Annotated in this window: 17 protein-coding genes; 7 read left to right on the top strand and 10 right to left on the bottom strand. The window is 58.7% G+C overall.

Translation table 11 applies throughout. The features are described from left to right. Positions 1-5 precede the first annotated feature (5 nt). The 4 genes from rpoZ to priA all read left to right on the top strand — a co-directional run bounded on the left by rpoZ (position 6) and on the right by priA (position 5,171). Positions 6-239 (top strand): DNA-directed RNA polymerase subunit omega, encoded by a 234-nt coding sequence (rpoZ, locus tag VEG30_02300; GenBank protein HXZ78730.1) that lies wholly within the window; start codon positions 6-8, stop codon positions 237-239. 149 nt (positions 240-388) lie between these two features. Further along, positions 389-1,606, top strand: a complete 1,218-nt coding sequence (gene coaBC, locus VEG30_02295; GenBank protein ID HXZ78729.1) for a bifunctional phosphopantothenoylcysteine decarboxylase/phosphopantothenate--cysteine ligase CoaBC — start codon at positions 389-391, stop codon at positions 1,604-1,606. Between the two features lie 227 nt (positions 1,607-1,833). Then, the gene (locus VEG30_02290; GenBank protein HXZ78728.1) at positions 1,834-2,610 is read left to right on the top strand and encodes a uracil-DNA glycosylase; all 777 of its coding nucleotides are present in this window, start codon (positions 1,834-1,836) and stop codon (positions 2,608-2,610) included. A 62-nt stretch (positions 2,611-2,672) separates the two neighbouring features. After that, entirely contained in the window at positions 2,673-5,171 is a 2,499-nt protein-coding gene (priA, locus tag VEG30_02285; protein ID HXZ78727.1) for a primosomal protein N', read from the top strand. Positions 5,172-5,349: 178 nt separating this feature from the next. Here priA and VEG30_02280 read toward each other — a convergent pair whose 3' ends face one another. Continuing rightward, positions 5,350-6,345, bottom strand: coding sequence for a site-2 protease family protein (locus VEG30_02280; protein ID HXZ78726.1), 996 nt, complete (start codon positions 6,343-6,345; stop codon positions 5,350-5,352). Positions 6,346-6,477: 132 nt separating this feature from the next. After that, positions 6,478-6,747 (bottom strand): HU family DNA-binding protein, encoded by a 270-nt coding sequence (locus VEG30_02275; GenBank protein HXZ78725.1) that lies wholly within the window; start codon positions 6,745-6,747, stop codon positions 6,478-6,480. A 316-nt stretch (positions 6,748-7,063) separates the two neighbouring features. Here VEG30_02275 and dcd point away from each other — a divergent pair, with 316 nt between their 5' ends. Continuing rightward, the gene (gene dcd, locus VEG30_02270; protein HXZ78724.1) at positions 7,064-7,618 is read left to right on the top strand and encodes a dCTP deaminase; all 555 of its coding nucleotides are present in this window, start codon (positions 7,064-7,066) and stop codon (positions 7,616-7,618) included. Positions 7,619-7,643: 25 nt separating this feature from the next. Here the strand turns inward: dcd and VEG30_02265 are convergent, their stop codons facing one another. From VEG30_02265 to VEG30_02245, 5 genes are all read right to left on the bottom strand, one after another. Continuing rightward, entirely contained in the window at positions 7,644-8,444 is an 801-nt protein-coding gene (locus tag VEG30_02265; GenBank protein HXZ78723.1) for a hypothetical protein, read from the bottom strand. A 10-nt stretch (positions 8,445-8,454) separates the two neighbouring features. Then, complete coding sequence (locus VEG30_02260) at positions 8,455-8,886, bottom strand: RNA chaperone Hfq (protein ID HXZ78722.1); 432 nt, start codon at positions 8,884-8,886, stop codon at positions 8,455-8,457. A gap of 186 nt (positions 8,887-9,072) precedes the next feature. After that, positions 9,073-10,173: a DNA polymerase III subunit delta' gene (locus VEG30_02255; protein HXZ78721.1), complete on the bottom strand. Its 1,101-nt coding sequence runs from the start codon at positions 10,171-10,173 to the stop codon at positions 9,073-9,075. Between the two features lie 157 nt (positions 10,174-10,330). Continuing rightward, positions 10,331-11,002, bottom strand: coding sequence for a dTMP kinase (tmk, locus tag VEG30_02250; protein ID HXZ78720.1), 672 nt, complete (start codon positions 11,000-11,002; stop codon positions 10,331-10,333). 72 nt (positions 11,003-11,074) lie between these two features. Next, positions 11,075-11,818: a PIG-L family deacetylase gene (locus VEG30_02245; protein ID HXZ78719.1), complete on the bottom strand. Its 744-nt coding sequence runs from the start codon at positions 11,816-11,818 to the stop codon at positions 11,075-11,077. Positions 11,819-11,915: 97 nt separating this feature from the next. Here VEG30_02245 and VEG30_02240 point away from each other — a divergent pair, with 97 nt between their 5' ends. After that, positions 11,916-12,530 carry a hypothetical protein gene (locus VEG30_02240; protein HXZ78718.1) on the top strand — a complete coding sequence of 205 codons (615 nt, stop codon included), beginning with the start codon at positions 11,916-11,918 and terminating at the stop codon, positions 12,528-12,530. A gap of 65 nt (positions 12,531-12,595) precedes the next feature. Here the strand turns inward: VEG30_02240 and VEG30_02235 are convergent, their stop codons facing one another. Next, positions 12,596-13,405, bottom strand: a complete 810-nt coding sequence (locus VEG30_02235; GenBank protein ID HXZ78717.1) for a ribonuclease HII — start codon at positions 13,403-13,405, stop codon at positions 12,596-12,598. A 46-nt stretch (positions 13,406-13,451) separates the two neighbouring features. Continuing rightward, positions 13,452-15,290 (bottom strand): DUF885 domain-containing protein, encoded by a 1,839-nt coding sequence (locus VEG30_02230; protein HXZ78716.1) that lies wholly within the window; start codon positions 15,288-15,290, stop codon positions 13,452-13,454. A gap of 185 nt (positions 15,291-15,475) precedes the next feature. Between VEG30_02230 and VEG30_02225 the strand changes: the two genes are divergently transcribed. Beyond that, the gene (locus VEG30_02225; GenBank protein HXZ78715.1) at positions 15,476-16,231 is read left to right on the top strand and encodes a carbonic anhydrase family protein; all 756 of its coding nucleotides are present in this window, start codon (positions 15,476-15,478) and stop codon (positions 16,229-16,231) included. Between the two features lie 75 nt (positions 16,232-16,306). On the opposite strand, the gene VEG30_02220 is transcribed toward VEG30_02225, so the two are convergent. After that, entirely contained in the window at positions 16,307-17,620 is a 1,314-nt protein-coding gene (locus VEG30_02220; GenBank protein ID HXZ78714.1) for a hypothetical protein, read from the bottom strand. Positions 17,621-17,652: the final 32 nt, after the last annotated feature.

The raw sequence follows: 17,652 nt of genomic DNA, 5'->3' as shown, positions 1-17,652 counted from the left end.
GAACAATGAAGTTAATTGAAGGATTTGATAGTAATTACCGATACATCATCGTCGCGGCCCGTCGTGCGCGACAACTGCAATCCGGAGCGCGTCCACAAATCGATACCACCGCTCGCAAGCCTTGCAAGATTGCGCAGGAAGAAATCAAAGCTGGCAAAGTAAAGTGGATGATCAACCAGCCGGAAAAGACGGCGGTGGAAGCTGCCAGCGAGATGCTGGACAAAGTGGTCGGAAACTAACACTCGATTCCGCGTGCGTCGGTTTCAAGGCCGGGAGTCGTCCTCTGGCCGTCCGCAACGAAGGTGAATCTATGGCCGGCAGCACGAGTCCGGGAGCTGCTTTTCGCCGTCTAATAGAATGAGCGTTGCGCGAAGCGCGCCCTAATTCCATGAAGATAGCTTTGGGTGTGACCGGTGGAATCGCTGCTTATAAGGCGGCAGAGATCGTGCGCCTGCTGCAGGACCGCAATCTCCGAGTGCAGGTGATCATGACCGCGGCCGCCCAGGAATTCGTTCGGCCGCTCACTTTTGCTGCCCTCAGTGGCGAAAAGGTTATTACCGACATGTTCGGTGCCGAGGCCGAACCACCGAATGTGGAATCGGCGATTGAGCACATCGCCGTAGCCGAATCCATCGACGCGCTGCTCGTCGCGCCCGCAACTGCCGACGTGATCGCCAAGTTCGCGCACGGCCTGGCCAACGATTTCCTCTCCACTCTCTTTCTCGCCACCAGGGCGCCTGTGATCGTTGCGCCCGCGATGAACGTGAACATGTGGGAGAACGCGGCAACCAAGGCCAACATCGAAATTCTGCGACAGCGCGGCGTTCACATTGTGGAACCCGACAGCGGCTATCTGGCTTGCGGCATGGTGGGCGCCGGAAGACTGGCAGCCAATGAGACCATCGTCAATACACTCATGCAGTTGCTGGGTGCGGGCCACGATCTTGCCGGCGAAACTGTGCTGATCACCGCCGGCCCCACGCGCGAAAAGATCGATCCTGTGCGCTACATCAGCAACCGCTCCAGCGGTAAGATGGGTTATGCCCTGGCCGAAGCCGCCCAGCGGCGTGGAGCGCGCGTCATTCTGGTCAGCGGCCCAACTTCTCTTGAGCCTCCCACGGGGGTGGAGTTCTTTCGCGTGGAAACCGCGACCGAGATGCTGCACACGGTGATGGCGCATCGCTCGGAAGCAACGGTGATCATCAAAGCCGCGGCGGTTGCAGATTACAAGCCCAAAAATGAGCTGCCGCAGAAGATGAAGCGCCATGCTGCTTTTGCGCTGGAACTGGAGCCCACCGAGGACATCGCCGCCGAACTAGGGCGACAATCTGGACCGCAAATCGTCGTCGGTTTTGCCGCAGAGACGGAAAACGTACTGGAGAACGCCCGCAAGAAGCTGATCTCGAAATCCCTTGACGCGATCGTGGCTAACGACGTCTCGCAAGTGGACAAGGGCTTCGATGTCGACCGCAACGCAGTCACCATCATTACTCCGAATGAAGTTGTGGACGTTCCGGTCGCAAGCAAGTTCGAAATCGCCAACCGCATTCTGGACGAGATCCACAAGATCCGACTGCAGCGCGGCGCAGCAGTGAAGACGAAATAGGCGAACACTTGCCTTATACGCGCAAATTGTCATCCTTATTCATGCAAATTGTCATTCCGAGCGAAGTTCCCTAATCCGCTGCGCGGATGAGGGAACGCAGTCGAGGAACCTGCTTTTGGGCTGGTTCGACTCGACGTTCCCACCTTCCGCCAAAAGCGGGCGGAAGGGTGGGCCGCCCTGCCTCGTCGAGCCCGCCCGACTAAATGCATTATCATCAAATCCAAAGCATGCCCCAGAAAATCGCCCCTGAATTACTCCCTTCGCTGGCCGACCGCGTTCGGTACTACCGCGAACTCGGCATCTACGATTTTTACCGTCGCGCCGGCTCGGCAGCAGGAAGCGTCGACGCTGATGCGCCTTTCTCAGCCACATCAGAAGCTCTACTCACCTCCCTCCAAACGCAAACAACAGTCGCCCTCGATCCACGCCAGGCTCTCCACCTCATTCGCGAAGATCTCGGCGACTGCACGCGCTGCAAGCTGCACAAGCTGGGTCGAAAGCAGATTGTCTTTGGCGTAGGAAATCCGCAAGCGGAACTGATGTTTGTTGGCGAGGGCCCGGGCGCCGATGAAGACGAGCAAGGCGAACCCTTCGTCGGGCGCGCCGGCCAGTTGCTCAACAAAATGATCGAAGCCATGGGGCTGCGGCGCGAGCAGGTTTATATCGCCAACGTGGTGAAGTGCCGTCCCCCCGGCAATCGCACGCCCGAGCGCGACGAATGTGAAACCTGCTCGCCGTTTCTGCTGCGCCAGATCGACGTGATCAAACCCAAGGTGATCGTTGCGTTGGGTTCAGTAGCCGCCAAAAACCTGCTCAGCCTCGACGACACCATGTCGAACCTGCGCCGCCGCTGGTACGACTTCCGCGGCAGCAAGCTGCGCGTGACCTATCACCCTGCGTTCTTGCTGCGCGATCCGCGCCAGAAGGCTGAGGCCTGGAAAGACCTTCAGCACGTGATGGAAGAACTTGGCCTGCCGATCACCAAGCGAGCGCCGGCCTCTTAGAACTTGCCGTTTTCAATCTAAAATAGCCTGATCACAACTCGTACTCGGAGCACCCTGCCTTTATGACGCCCAAGTTCTGTGAGGTCGCCGTCCCTGTTCCTCTGGAGGCGACCTTCACCTACCGGCTCAATGGCGTTACCACGGTAGTGGGCGGGCGGGTGCTCGTTCCCTTTCGCGAGCAGAAGCTGCCCGGAATCGTCACCGAGCTGCACGATCGCGAGCCCGATTCCAGCATCACGGCCAAAAACATCCTGCAGGTCCTCGATGCCGAGCCGGTTCTCGATGCGGGCCTCCTGGAACTTGCCCAGTGGATCGCGCACTACTACATCGCTCCCATTGGCGAAGTTTTTCGCACCATGCTCCCGCTGGGTGCGGAGGTGCGGCGGGCAAAGAGCTATCGCATCACGGAAGCGGGCTACACTGCCCTGCATGAATCTGCCACCCGAGGCTCGTCCTTGCGCTCACGCAAGACTCCCGAAGAGCAGGCCGTCGAGTACTCGGTGCTCGACTATCTCACCGATGGCGAGCCCGCTCGCGAGCAAACCCTGCGCTCAGCTACCGGCGCAAGCCGAAGGCTTCTCGATAGTCTGGTCGCAAAGAAATGGATTGCGCGCCAGGACGTCACGGCGGCGCGCGACGCTCGCCGCACCGTATCCATCGTTGTGCTGAACGAAGCCGAAGCCGGCCCGGAAAGCTTCGAGCCACGCTGCACTCCAGACGGACGCCGCCCCCGCGCTCTTCGCAAACTCAACGCGAGCCAAATGGCCATCATTGACTCTCTACGCAGCGCAGGCGGCAAGCTGCCTCTCATCCACCTGCGCGACCTGGGCGCATCCCGCAGCAGCATCGAATCGTTGAAAAAGCGCGGCCTCATCACAGTGGCTGAGCAAGCGGCAGGCTTCGAGATCAGTGGCCTCGAGCATCGCCCCCGGCCGCTCGACTTCGCTTTCAATTCCGCCCAGAACGAAGCCCTGCGCCAAATTCTCGCCGCGACTGAAAATCGCACCTTCTCCGTGTCGCTGCTGCACGGCGTTACCGGATCGGGCAAAACCGCCGTCTATCTTGCGGCGATGCGTAGCGTGCTGGAATCTGGCCGCTCGGCAATCATGCTGGTGCCGGAAATCGGACTCACCCCTGCCGCCGCCGCGCAACTGCACGAGACCTTCGGCGATGACGTCGCCATCCTTCACTCGGCTCTCTCCGCCGACGAACGCGCGGAACAGTGGCACCGCATCCACCGAGGCGAAGCGAAAGTAGTCGTGGGCACGCGCTCGGCCGTCTTTGCTCCTGTTGCGGATTTGGCGCTCATCGTTGTCGATGAAGAGCACGACCTTTCATACAAGCAGGAGGAGACCCCCCGCTATCACGCCCGCGATGTCGCCGTCATGCGTGCCAAGATGGCCGGGGCCGCGGTCGTTTTGGGCTCGGCCACGCCGTCTCTCGAGTCGTACTTCAATGCCGGACGCAAATACAAGCTGATCTCGCTTCCCGATCGCGTCGAGCAGAGGCCGTTGCCGGAAGTCGAACTCGTGGATATGAAGGAAGAATTCCGTGCCTCTGGCAACGAACCTCTAATGTCACGCCGTCTGGCGGAAGCAATCAAGGAACGCCTGGAGCGCCAGGAGCAGGTAATGGTCCTGCTGAATCGCCGTGGCTACTCGCCCACGGTTCTCTGCCGCTCCTGCGGCGACACCATCCAGTGCCAGAACTGCGCTATCAGCATGACGCACCACAAGGGCGCGCGGCGCCTGCTCTGCCACTATTGCGGTTCTGTCCAACGCGTGCCGGAGAAGTGCGCGAAGTGCGGCAGCGAATACGTCTATTTTCTTGGCGCGGGATCGGAAAAGTTAGAAGAGCACCTGCACGGCCTGTTTCCCCAGGCACGAATTGCGCGCCTCGATCGCGACACCGTGCGTGGACGACGCGACTTTGAGCGCGTCCTCAACGCCCTGCACGCCGGTGAACTCGACCTGCTGGTTGGCACGCAGATGATCGCCAAGGGTCACGACATTCATGGCGTCACGCTGGTCGGAGTGGTTGGCGCGGACCTGGCGCTGCGCTTCCCTGATTTTCGCGCCGCCGAGCGCACCTTCCAACTGCTGACCCAGGTAGCCGGGCGCGCCGGGCGCGGCAATACTCCCGGCCAGGTGATCCTGCAGACTTTCTTCCCCGAACATTACGCGATCCAATTCGCTGCCCAGCACGATTACGCCGGCTTCTTTGAAAAAGAAATCCGCTTTCGCAACTGGATGAAATACCCGCCCCACAGCGCGCTGGCGAATGTGGTGATCCGCAGCGACAAATTGGAGGAGGCGCTACGAATAGCGGGAATTCTCGGCAAGTGGTTCGAACGTGAGTCGCCTGCGAAAATCAAAGTTCTCGGGCCCGCTGCCGCGCCAATCGTGCGGCTCAAGCGCGATTATCGCTATCATTTCCTCCTGAAATCAGCCAGCCGGGAAGCGTTGAACAGCACCATCCGGGCCATGCTTCACGAAGCCACCGAGCGCAAGCTTCCGAGAACAAGCATTGTGGTCGATGTGGACGCGCAGAATCTGCTGTGACCCTCGTCGAGTCTGGGCCTCCACGAACATACACCAGTAACATGGTCACGCCAGCAGCTAACACGTGGGAACGGACGTCCCCGTCCGTTCAGGTCGAGGCGCAGCCTCGACAAAACTGCCGCCACCGAATTCTGATGGCGAGCTGCTGAGTGCTGACTTCTGACCACTCCGCCCGATATCACCAGTGCGACACGTCAAATCCCTGAATCGGAGCCGGCAAGAAAGTCAGTACCAGCAGCAGCAGCCCAAGCAGGGCCAAAACCTGGCGTCCACGCGAGAGGCCGGGCCACATCGGGACCAAGGGATGGCGCACTCCAGTCAGCGCCAGCAAGGCCGCCCAGATCAGCCATCCTGGCCACAGCCAATATCCTAGAGGAAGCAGGATTCCAATGGTCAGAACCGAGACGAATTTGTGCGCGCGTGGCGAAAGGGCATACACGATGTGTCCGCCATCCAGTTGTCCCCCGGGAAGCAGGTTGAGCGCAGTGGCAAACATTCCCACCCAGGCCGCGATGGCCATGGGATGCATCTCCAGCGCCTCCAGCGGATACTGAGCAGCACTTACCGGAAAAGCAATCCGGTAAACCACCCGGAAAATCCAGGGATAGCTCAACACAATGTCGCCCTGGTGCGCAATTGCAGGGAGCGGCCGTGAATCCATCAGCGCCAGCAGCAGCACGATGATCGCCACCAAAAATCCTGCGATTGGACCCGCAATGCCGATATCAAAGAGCGCCTCGCGCGAGCGGATCGGCGAGCGGATACGAATAAAGGCGCCCAGCGTGCCGATCAGGGTAGGCGCGGGAATAAAGAACGGCAAAGTAGCCTGAACGCCGTACCGCAGGCACATCAGGTAATGCCCCATCTCGTGGGCGAGCAGGATCAGCATCAGCGAAAAAGCAAAGGGGACACCCAATAGCAATCGCGAGGGCTGCTGCACGATCCACTCGATGGGGAACAGCGGCAGCGCATCTTCCTGCAAGGTAAACAGCGGTTGGTTGTGGAGAAAATTGGCTTCCAGGCGAGTCCCTACCACCAGCGTTGTGCAGATGGTTAGAAGCAGCAGGAGGATATGTAGCCAATAGCGTCGCCGGGGACGCGGCGGCGCCCAGAAAGACTCAACCGACTGGGCTTCGGGATAATAGCGGGGGACCGGCAGATTGGATTCAGACATCGAAATGGCTGACTCGAGCTATCAAGTAGATGCCGGCCACCTTCCAGCAGGCGTGCTATTTCCCTAACGCATCTGCCGGTGAATCCGAGAGAGAGCTATTCTGCCGAATCCGAGCCAGCCACTTGCCGAAGTTCAATCGATGGACTGCAGTTCTTTCCCAGGCTTAAAGCGGACGGCCTTGCCTGGAGGAATGCTGACCTCCGCACCCGTGCGTGGGTTGCGGCCTATTCCAGTCTTGCGGGGCCGCACGTTAAATACTCCAAATCCCCGTAATTCAATGCGATCACCGTGGGCCAGCGCCTTCTTCATGGTTTCAAAGACGGTTTCCACGGCCAGCTCAGCTTTCGTCTTGGTAATACCGGTCTTGTTGACGACCTCATTGATAATGTCGAGCTTAATCACGTGCAGCTCCCAATGTTCGCAAATTGGCCGTTTTGCAGCGGGGATAGCGCGGCTTCACCGGGAAGGCGCCACCCGGATAATGCCCCTTATATCCGGCGCTGTAAAGTGCTGATCCTAAAGGTCTGAACGAGCATTGTCAACGGCGGCGTTCGTTCGTAAGATGAGACTACCGCAGCAAGCCTGCCAAGCCTCCAGCCATCGGTGGGTCCTGAAGACAAAGGGTCATGCGCCTGGGAGGGAACGCCCTCGCCCACGCACAGCACGCTTTTGGGTGGAAAGGGTGTTCAAATCGTGTCCTCCGGGGCAAAGGAGATGTATGGCGCTTAAGAGTGACCGCTGGATTCGGAAAATGGCTCTGGAACACGACATGATCAACCCATTTTCCGAGAAGCAGGTACGGGAGACGGTCGTTTCATATGGCTTGTCGTCCTACGGTTACGATTTGCGGGTAGCCGACGAATTCAAAATCTTTACCAACGTCAATAGCACGATCGTCGACCCCAAGAACTTCGACGAGCGGTCCTTCGTCACCGTGCGCTCGGATTGCGCCATCGTGCCGCCCAATTCCTTTGCCCTGGCCAGGTCCGTCGAATACTTCAAGATCCCGCGCGATGTCCTGACTCTGTGCGTCGGTAAATCAACCTATGCGCGTTGCGGCATCATCGTCAACGTGACCCCCTTTGAACCCGAGTGGGAAGGATTCGTAACGCTGGAAATCTCCAACACTACTCCCCTGCCGGCAAAGATTTATGCCAACGAAGGTCTCTGCCAGATCCTGTTCTTCCAGTCGGATGAGCCTTGCGAAACCAGCTACAAAGATCGCCACGGGAAATATCAGGCACAAAGAGGAATTGTGCTGCCAAAGGTTTAGGTAAGTATTCTGCAGATGGCGAACCTTACTCTCCCAGGGAATTAGGCTCTTCCACCCGTAGCAGCAGGCCGGCGCCGCCGGAAAGGTTCAGATCTTTTTTCTCTGACGTGAGCGAGATGCGCCCCTTCGGACGCTCCTGTCCGTTGCGCATGATCTCCACGCCTTTTCCCAGACCGAAGGTGCCGCAAGCCGTGTTGTAAAAAACCCAAAAATCCGGTGCGCGCTTATCAGCAGAAACGCCGCATTTGAGCAGCGAGCTCTTATCGCTGCCAATCTTTCGCGGCTGCCATGTAGCCGCGATACTGAGGCGCTCGGGACCGAACATGGGAACGTAAGCGTCACTGACTTCCATGAACGAGGCAATCGCCCGCAGGCTCGTCACCACCGTAATTTCTTGATGATGCTTTAAGTGTAGCCGGTCGAATTCAATGGTGATGCTGCTGGGTATCTCTCCCATACGAGGCGCCAGCGACACCACATGTCCGCTGAGTTTCGAGCCTGAAGGCAGCTTGTGTCCGTCGGGTAGTCGAACATCTTCCATGACCCGGGCCACGATCTTCTGTCCAGGCTGGGTCTTGCGGGAATTGATGGAGGTCCTCAGCATCACGGGCAAGACCGTGCCTGCAGGAACTGTCGTTTCCACCGGCGACTCCACAGGCGCCTCCATGGGCACCTCGCCGAGCAGCGGCACGGTCAGGATCAGGACATAGCTGACCAGCAGCAGCGCGTTTCCTGGAGCTCCAGTGCTGCCTCGTGGACAGTTCAGGAAAGTTCGGCCAGAATTTTCAACCCTTCGCAGCAGGCGAGTAAACATCCGGATCCGCATGGGAGTCACATCACTTCTTGGAAATGGGGCCCTCGGATTCCTTGTACATGTATTTGATGCTGGGTTTGTAAATAAGGAGGTTCGGTGCTCCGTCTCGCGTTACTTTAATGCAAGTCTTGTCATACCACTCGATCATGCCGTGGATCTCTTCTCCGTCCCGCAGAACCATGACCATGGGGGTCTTCGATTGCATTTGTTTCTGATAATAGAAATTTTCCGCGTGCGTCTGCTCCGGCGGAGCAGCCTTCCTGGGACCTGTGGGAGGGCGCATCCGGCGCTCGCCTCCTGATTCCACGCGGGGCGGACCCTCAAGGCGGTTGTGGTTCTCGGCGCGATTGTGATTTTCGGTGCGAGCGAGTGAAGGCCGGATCAGTTTGCGGTTTCCGAAATTTTCCGGCTCAGCGTTGCGAACGGGGCTAGCAGATTCGACGGCGTCCTTCATTGGTTGGTACGCCTCCTCGAGGAATGATCCGCGGCGACAGACTCGGAAAATCCACGATTGCTATGGTTTGCTGGGCTGCGGCGCCAGGTTTGTCTGCGTGCTACCGTATCATACTGCTTCCACAGGGGCAATGGGCCAACTTCCCTGCCGGTTTTCCAGTGGGAATTGCCCAGCAATTGTGGCTGATCAGGCCGTTTCCGGCTCCAGTTCAGTCGAGAATGCGTCCAGGGAAAGCGACCGCAACACATTACGGCGCATCCCGCTATGGACCTCGTCCAGACCATGGCTTGCGCTGACGATCCACTGAAAGTCCACCAGCCCGGCCAAACCTGACAGTTCGGGGACAATATCCACATTTCGGACCAGGGCCGAAGCTCCTGATTTCAAATACAAGATATCCTCCAGCACCCCGTACACGGCTTGCAGCAACTGCTCTGTTTTTTCCCGCCCCTCTCCTCCCGCGCGGTAGTCTTCCGTGGTGCGAAAAAGCTGCGAGTGATCCTCGGCGTGAACGGCCGAATTCAGGAGCACCAGCGCATCTTTGCGCGCCGCGGTATACGTCTCCAGATCAAAACAGATCGCTTTGCCCACCGCCCCGCCGCACAGCCGTGCTACCAGTGCCCGCGTTTTGCTGTTCCAGTCTGGACGCCCTTGCGCAAGATATTGCTCCAACTCAGAGGTAGGCAGGGGTGCAAGCCTCAGGGTCACGCATCGTGACCGAATCGTCGGAAGCAGCTCTCCCGGATTTGTGCTCGCAATGAGCAGAGTGGCGAATGCCGGAGGCTCTTCCAGCACCTTTAGTAACGAGTTGGCGGCCTCCTTCATAAAAGCAGATTCCGGAAAGATATATACCGCCTGCCTCGCCTTCGCCGGCCGCTTGTAAATTGCGCTGATGAGATGCCGGATCTGATCCACCTTGACCATCATCTGGGGCGGGTCCGGCGGGATGATGAGCACATCAGCATGAGTCTGCACGAAGATGCGAGTGTCTTTGCGATCCGCTTCACGAAGATTCTCGCGGGCTTCGACCGCCTCTGCCAGGCGCGCGGGGAGATCGTCAGCTCCCCCGATCTGAACGCAGTTCGCGCAGTGCCCGCAGAAATCGGGTAGCGCGCCGGCAGGCTGCTCCAGGCAGTTCATTGCCTTGGCGATCATCTGCGCCAGCGTGAACTTTCCCGATCCCCTTGGGCCGGCAAGGATTACCGCATGGGGAAAGCGATCACGAGCCAGCATCTGGCGTATCGCCGCCACGGTTTCCGCATTGCCGTGAAAATCAGAGAACCCCATACTCAGAACCCTGTGGCCCACAATTTCCGAAACGTCGCGTCGGGACGGACGTCTCGTCCATCCAGGTCGAGGCACACGCCTCGACTTGCTAGGTCCCCCACCCTTCCGATCCCCTTTTGGCGGGGTGGGAAAAGATACCGATGCAGCCTGAACCTCCTCACCTCTTGTCGGTAACTCCCGCCAACAATCTAGACCGCACGTGCTCCACAATCTCGCGATGCACTACATCTCCTGGCCGCCTGGCATCTACCAGGAACACCCGCTCCGGTTCCCGCCGCGCAATGGCCAGGTAAGCCTCATGAACGCGATCAAAGAAAGCCTGGTTTTCCCGCTCGAACCGATTCTCATCCCCAGCCGCGTCCGCTTCGAGGCGGGATAAGTTCCGCCGTCGCGCTCTCGCGACGCTCGCCGAAACCTCGGAATCCATCAGCACGGTCAGATCGGGGTTGATTCCCTGGCACACTACCTGATGCACCGTAAGCACTGCCTCGCTTCCCAGTTGACGGCCTCCTCCCTGATAAGCCTCAGAGGAATCCGTATAGCGGTCGCAGAGAACGAATTTGCCGGCCTCCAAAGCAGGCAAAATCACGTCCTGCAGGTTCTGCGCGCGGGAGGCAAACAACAAAGCCAGCTCTGCCCTGGGAGCCAGATTCCGGGTTCGCGAATCGAGCACGATGGCCCGAATGCGATCGCCAATTTCCGTCCCGCCGGGCTCGCGAGCCTCCACTACCTCGATCCCTTCCTGGCGCAGGACTTCCGCCAGCCGCTGCAATTGCGTGCTTTTGCCGCAGCCATCCAGCCCTTCGAAAGTGATGAATTTCCCGCGCATGAGGAGTGGGTGGATAAATCCAACCGAATCATATCATCGGCGCCGAAGTCGTCCTTATGAGCTGATTCCGGCTTACTCAATCACTCCAGTGAACAAGTCGTGCTCAATGCCGTCTAAGGTGCGGGGCGTTATGGCCGCGGCCAGATGATAGCGCTCGCATGCACCTCGATTGCGGATCGTCTTCTCGAAGATCGGCAGCAAAGGACGCTGGCTGACGTGGGCACTAAAGGCGATGATCTTCGTTTCCAGAATGTCGCCCACCTCGATGATAGCGGTAGCGGGAGGCAGGGAGACCGGAGGCCGGTCCTCGAGTACAAAATTCGCAGTGGCGTAGTAGAGCTTCTGCGCGCGATGCGGTTTGAGACCATTAATGAGCTGCTCAGGGTAATGGTTGCTTCTGCCCGCCCAGTGGTACGCCACAGTAGCGAACACCGATGCCATCGAGTGATCGGGATGAGCGGTTATCGCTCCCTCCGGGCCGATCGTCAGTACCACGTGCGGTCGAATCTCGCGGATACGGCGCGTCAGAACGCCAACCACCTCGAAGAAGTCCACGCGATATAAGCGGGCATCGGGATAATCCAGAACCTCCCCGTGATGTACGCGAAGGATTTTGCAAGCCTCGGCAAATTCCGCGCGCCGCATGGCAGCCAGTTCTGCATCTGACCTGGCGCCGCCACGGTTCGTAGCCGCCTGGCCGGGGGTTAGGCAAGTGACATAAGTCTCAACCCCGCGAGAGCCATAGAGCAGCAACGTACCCCCGAACCCTCCTACTTCGTCATCGGGATGAGCTGTAATACACAGCAGTCTGAACATTCGCTCCGGCTCTCATCTTCATCTTAGCAAGCACACAATCCTCATTTCAGGCATAATCTCCAGCAACCTTGGGGTCCTCGAATACCGGCAGGTATACATGCCATACTGCAAGATCCGACATTGCGTTCCGGCGCTCGCTTTAGCCTTGCTGCTGCTAAGTTCCCAACTCTTGCCTGGGGAGAAGGACCCCAATGCGCCCAGCGAGTTGGTGGTATTTCACTCGCGTATTCCGCTGGGAGTTGAGAGTTTCCGGCTAGTGCCTTCAGGAGAAAGATTCCACCTCATGGCTTCCGTAGAAAGCCCCGAATTCGAGGGATGGCGTCATGTCACCCAGGACGGGCAATCCCACCTGTTTGCCAAGAGCGGCCAGCTCATCCGCTACTACCCCGAGTACCTGCAATTTCGAGTTACAGCCAGCGCGCATGATCGCATCGTCGACGAACACCCCACTCCCGCCAGCAGCAATCACAGCCTGAACGATTTTCTTCTCAGTGTGCGTTTTCGTGTGAAGATCTTCCGTGGCCTGGAAGCGAAAATTATTCAGCCCAGCATCGTTGATGAGATCGGTGTGCCGCGGGACGTTCCCTATGACGAGCGCATCTACCGCGTGGGCTTTAGACTCGGCCATGTACCGATTGAGGACCGCCTTGTGATGGAGGTAATCTCGCCTAAGGGCGACCGCCTGTGCAAATTTCACGTGGATCTGCTGTAGGTTCTGAAGAGACTTTTGCCTGATTCTGATCCGCGGAAATCCGTGTAGTCCGTGGTTCCGCCCGATCATGAGCCGACCGAAGTCAGTTCAACCTGGTCATCATCTGCTGCCGCTGACTCCAGCTCAACTTCTTCCAGAAGAGCTTCAGCTTCGGGCGACGACTCTTCCTGCAATATGAATTCCAGCGCCTCCTGTGGGGATGCTGCGTTCCACACTGGCGCAAACGACTGGCGATGGAGCGGCGATGGCCCATATTCCCGCAGCGCCTTCAGATGTTTGGGGGAACGATATCCCTTATTGGATGCGAGATCGTAGGCAGGAAAAACGGGCGCCCAGGCAGAGATCATCAGGTCACGTTCGACTTTAGCGACGATGGAAGCAGCAGCGATCGAAGCCGAGAGAGCATCGCCGTGAATGATCGATCGTTGCTGGCAGGGATGCTCCAGTTTCAGCGCGTCAATCAGCAGAAAATCTGGAGCCGGCAGGAGCTGGCGGACCGCCTCCGTCATCGCCAGCCGGGAGGCGTGATAGATGTTTAGCTGGTCGATACGCGCGACATCCACCGCGGCAATCGCCCACGCTATACAGTGCTGCTTGATGCGCTCGGCGAGCACGACGCGGCGAGCGGCCGGCAGCAGTTTCGAATCGCGGAGTCCCTTGATGCGGTAGCTGGGATCGAGAATCACCGCGCCCGCCACAACCGGTCCGAACAGCGCCCCGCGACCGACCTCATCCACGCCTGCGACGAGTTGCGCTCCTTCCCGCCAAAGCTCGCGTTCAAACCGCGTCGTACACTTCAGCTTCTTCAGCAACCGCATCTTTAACGTGGAGCGGGAGACGGTGGGATCAGGAGCGATTTTCTTTTTCCGCAGCACAGGACGACAGCCAAATTTTAGCAGCTACGCCTGAAAACGGCTGCCGTCAATGCCAAGTGCCGTTTTCGGTCCCGGGCTGACCGGATCCGACCTCTGGCCTTATCGGCAGGGAATCTCTCGGCACAGATTGTTTGGCCGAGCTGATGTACTGCTGCACCTGCTGCTGCAGCCACTCCATCGGCAGAGCTCCGTCCCGCAGAACCGCGTCGTGAAAATCCCGTATGTCGAACCTGACGCCGAGACTCTGCTCCGCCTGCTGTCGCAGCCTCACGATCTGGAGCTGGCCTACCTTGTAGGCGAGAGCTTGCGCCGGCCATGAGATGTAGCGATCAATCTCCGAAACAGACTCTTCCGGGGCGTGCATGCGGAAGTATTCGATCGCCTGATCGCGAGTCCAGCCCATGGTATGAATGCCGGTATCAACGACCAGCCTCACCGCTCGAAACCGCTCACTGCTGAGCTGGCCAAAGCGGCTGTGTGGATCGCGATATACCCCGAGCTGCGCACCCAGGGACTCCGCGTAGAGTGCCCAGCCTTCTGCGTAGGCGCTGTTGAAGTAGAACTTGCGGAACTCCGGCAGGTCCGGCAGCGAATGCGCCAGCGTGATCTGAAAAATGTGACCGGGCACGGCCTCGTGCAGCACCAGCGCCTCTTTGTCGAACTTAACCTGCTTCTCCGGCTCATACGTCTTCAGATTGAACCATCCCGGAGTACTGCCGTCGGGCGATGGCGCTTGCGCATTGCTGGCCGAGGCTTGCTCGCGGTCCTCCGGAATCGGACGTACGCCATAAAGCAAGAGCGGAATATGCTTGAAGAGCACCGGCAGCTGCGGCTCGATGATTTTGGCCGTATTGCGGCAATACACCAGCATCTCCTCGCGCGAACGGAAATGCTGTTCCAGCGAAGTCTGTAGGTTACGCTGGAATTCCTCCAGTGAGCCGTTGAACCCCGTCGAGCGAGCGATGGCCAGCATCTCTTTCTCGATGCGGGCAACCTCTTCCTCACCGATTTTGTGGATCTCATCCGGCGTCATATTGGTCGTGGTGAGCCGCCGGACCAGGATCGCGTAGGCCTCCCGTCCACCCGGCAGCGCGCTCAGCCCGATGCTGGTCCGCGCATGAGGAGCGTAAGAATTCTGGACATAGTCGAGGAGCTTGCGCCATGCCGGCACAAACTGGTTCTGATAAGCGTCGGTGGCATCGGCTCGCATCTTCGCCTGTACGTCGCCTGGAATGCTCGATGGAAAATGGCGAAACGCAACCAACAGATTTGTGTTTTCAGGAGTCTGAGCTGCCTGGGTGGAGATTTGCTTGCTGACGATATCCACAACGAGTCGAGGCTGCACATATCCATGCTGCACGGCATCGTTGAGCATGGCGATGTTCTGATCGACATACGCAGGCACAGCACGAAGGCGGGCAAGGATGTTCTGATAATCATGCAGGGTCTGCGCGGGCATGCGGTCCACCGTGAGATAAACACGGTTGTGCAGCCCGAACATCTGCCCCATGCTCAGTAGCCAATTCTCGAGATCGAAGGCGTCCAGTGCCTGCTGCAGATCATAGTGAAGCAGCCGCACGCTGAGTCGGTCCTCGGCCGGCAGACCTTCCACCGGGAACGTATCGAGTTCCTTAAGCCACTGCTGGAGGTGGGCGCGGCGGCGGTCCAGTCCGGCGCGCGACCAGTCGTTCCATCGGTCATCATAGTCGTGACGGCCGATGGCCGTCGCGAATTGCGGGCTGTCCCGCAACTGTTGTTCAAACACGTCCGCAAAAAATTTATGTAATGCCTCGGGACGCGACTCAGCGGGCGCGGCAACAGCAGCAAAGAGAATCAGCACGAACAATAACAACGGGAGAACCAACCGAAGTTTCTGAGGATTCATAGCAAGCTCTGCACAGCCTCCGGTCCGCGATTCTACACGGAGACTCCCGTCAGCCACGATTTGGCAAAGCATTGCCGACCTCCGGGACGGATAGCGCAAATTCACTGGCCGTGTTAAAGTCGCAGTCCTGCATATTTCACCTTGGCACCATCAGCAGATTGATTTAAGCCCGCGAGGCCAAAGCGATGAATTCGCGAGGAGCATGGCTGGTTTTCCTGGTTTTTGCGATCTCAACATCGAGCATGGCTCAACAAAAGACTTCTCCACCTCACTGGACATACACCGGTGCCGAAGGCCCCGAGCATTGGGGAGACCTCGATCCCTCCTTCACCACTTGCAAAACCGGCAAGGAGCAATCTCCCATCGACATTCGCAATCCGCAGAAGGCTTCCCTGCCGCGAATTCAATTCGACTACCAGCCTGCGCCCCTCAAGATCATCGACAACGGCCACTCCATTCAGGTGAACTATTCTTCCGGCAGCACCATCACCGTTGGCGATCATAAATACGAGCTCAAGCAGTTCCATTTTCACCATCCCAGTGAAGAGAAGATCAATGGTCAGCCGTCAGATATGGTGGCCCATCTGGTGCATGCCGATGCTGAGGGAAAACTCGCTGTGGTCGCTGTCTTGCTGAAGAAGGGCCAGGCCAACTCTGCAATCCAGACAATCTGGGATCACCTGCCCCGCGAAAAAGGCGTAGAGACCCCAGTCGAGGGCATCACCATCAACGCAGCGGATCTGCTGCCCGAAAAGCTTGGCTACTATACCTTCGCAGGTTCGCTCACCACTCCGCCCTGTACCGAGGGTGTGACCTGGTACGTGTTGAAATCATCCAAGACTCTCTCTGCTCAGCAGGTCGATGCCTTCGCCAAGCCGTACCCAATGAACGCAAGACCCACCCAGCCATTGAATGGACGCGTGGTAAAAGAGACCGAGTAGCCGTCGGCTACCCTTCTGCCTGTTTTTGGCGGAGGGCGGGGAGAACACACCTCCGTCTGAGCGAACCCCGTCTCCTTACTGCACGGTCACCGTCACGGTTGCCGTTGATCTTCCATACTGGTTGGCCGCGTACAACGTATAGGTCGTGGTCTTCGCCGGGGTCACGCTAAGGCTCGTATTGCGCACGGGACCAATCTGCGGCGAAATGATCAAATACGCAGCGTTGCTCACGTTCCAACTCAAGGTAACTGCTGTATTCGCGCTCACAGTTGTGGAACTCGCCGTGAAGCTCGCGATCGATGGCGCAGCTCCTTGCGGCACATTCGACGACGTATAAACCGGGTTCATCTGCACCACTTCGAAATCCGAAGCCTTCACGTTACCCAGCTGATGCAGATCGTCATTGTTCCAGCGATCGTCAGGCGCGCCGCTGATGAACATATTGGAGCCGTTATCCGCCATGATCATGCCGTACTGCTTCAGCGCCTTCAAAATCACCTGATTGGTGGCCGAGTAGCTGGAGATGTCGAAGCTGGCTTTCAACCGCAGCCGCATGCCCATAGGCGCCGCCAGCGAATTGCTGGAGTTGGCGGCCCAATGCGAGGCCGGCGGCACCATGGCGGCACGGCTCTGCTGCAGGGTGAAGCGCAGCGCATGCTGAATCTGACCGGCGGCTACTTCGTCATAGCGCGCCAGGCCCGCGAAGATCGACAGCCCGGCAGCATCGGCCGAGGTCCACGTCCATGGCCGCTGCTCGTTTCCTAACAGATCCCAAACCGCGGCGGAGCCCGCGTTCCAGCTGCCGTTCGCACCCGCCGACGCGCCGTAGAGCTCATATAGCCAGCACTGATTGTTGTCCAGCACCAATACGTGGCGGTCGCCATTGCCAGGATTGGGGTCGCCCTCGATCAGCGCATTGGCTGGGATCGGCATCGGACCGGGATCGCTTTCATCGCCGTAAGCATTGAAATTCACGTCCACAAACGCCTGCCCGGATCCCACCACTACGTAGGGAATGCCGATGATGCTGCCGCTATAAAGACCCGATCCGAAGTCGGCATGCACACCCGCCGTCGGACCAATGAAGTTGATAATGGCGCTGGAATTGGGATCCACTGGCGCGTTCGAGATGTCCTGGTTCCAGGCGCTGGAGGAACTGAACGGACGAAAACCATTCAAGCTCGCCCCCTGACCGGTGGCCATCACGTTGCACGCAGTTGGTGAACCGCCACCGCCGCCACCCCCACCTCCACCGCCCCCTCCGCCGGTTCCACCGCCGCCGCCCGATGAAGATGCGTCAGACGTCCCGGCAGCGCCAGAGCAACCAGAGAGCGTTAAAGCGAGAGTCAGCAGGAAAAGAAAGGCGAACACCCCGAGCCTGCGAGCCATAGTTTCCTCTGGCTATATGCTCTCTGCCACAG

The sequence above is a fragment of the Terriglobales bacterium genome, from assembly GCA_035624455.1.
GTDB lineage: Bacteria > Acidobacteriota > Terriglobia > Terriglobales > Acidobacteriaceae > DASPRM01.
Note: the sequence above shows the minus strand (reverse complement) of the source record. Positions and strands in the feature narration are given on the sequence as shown.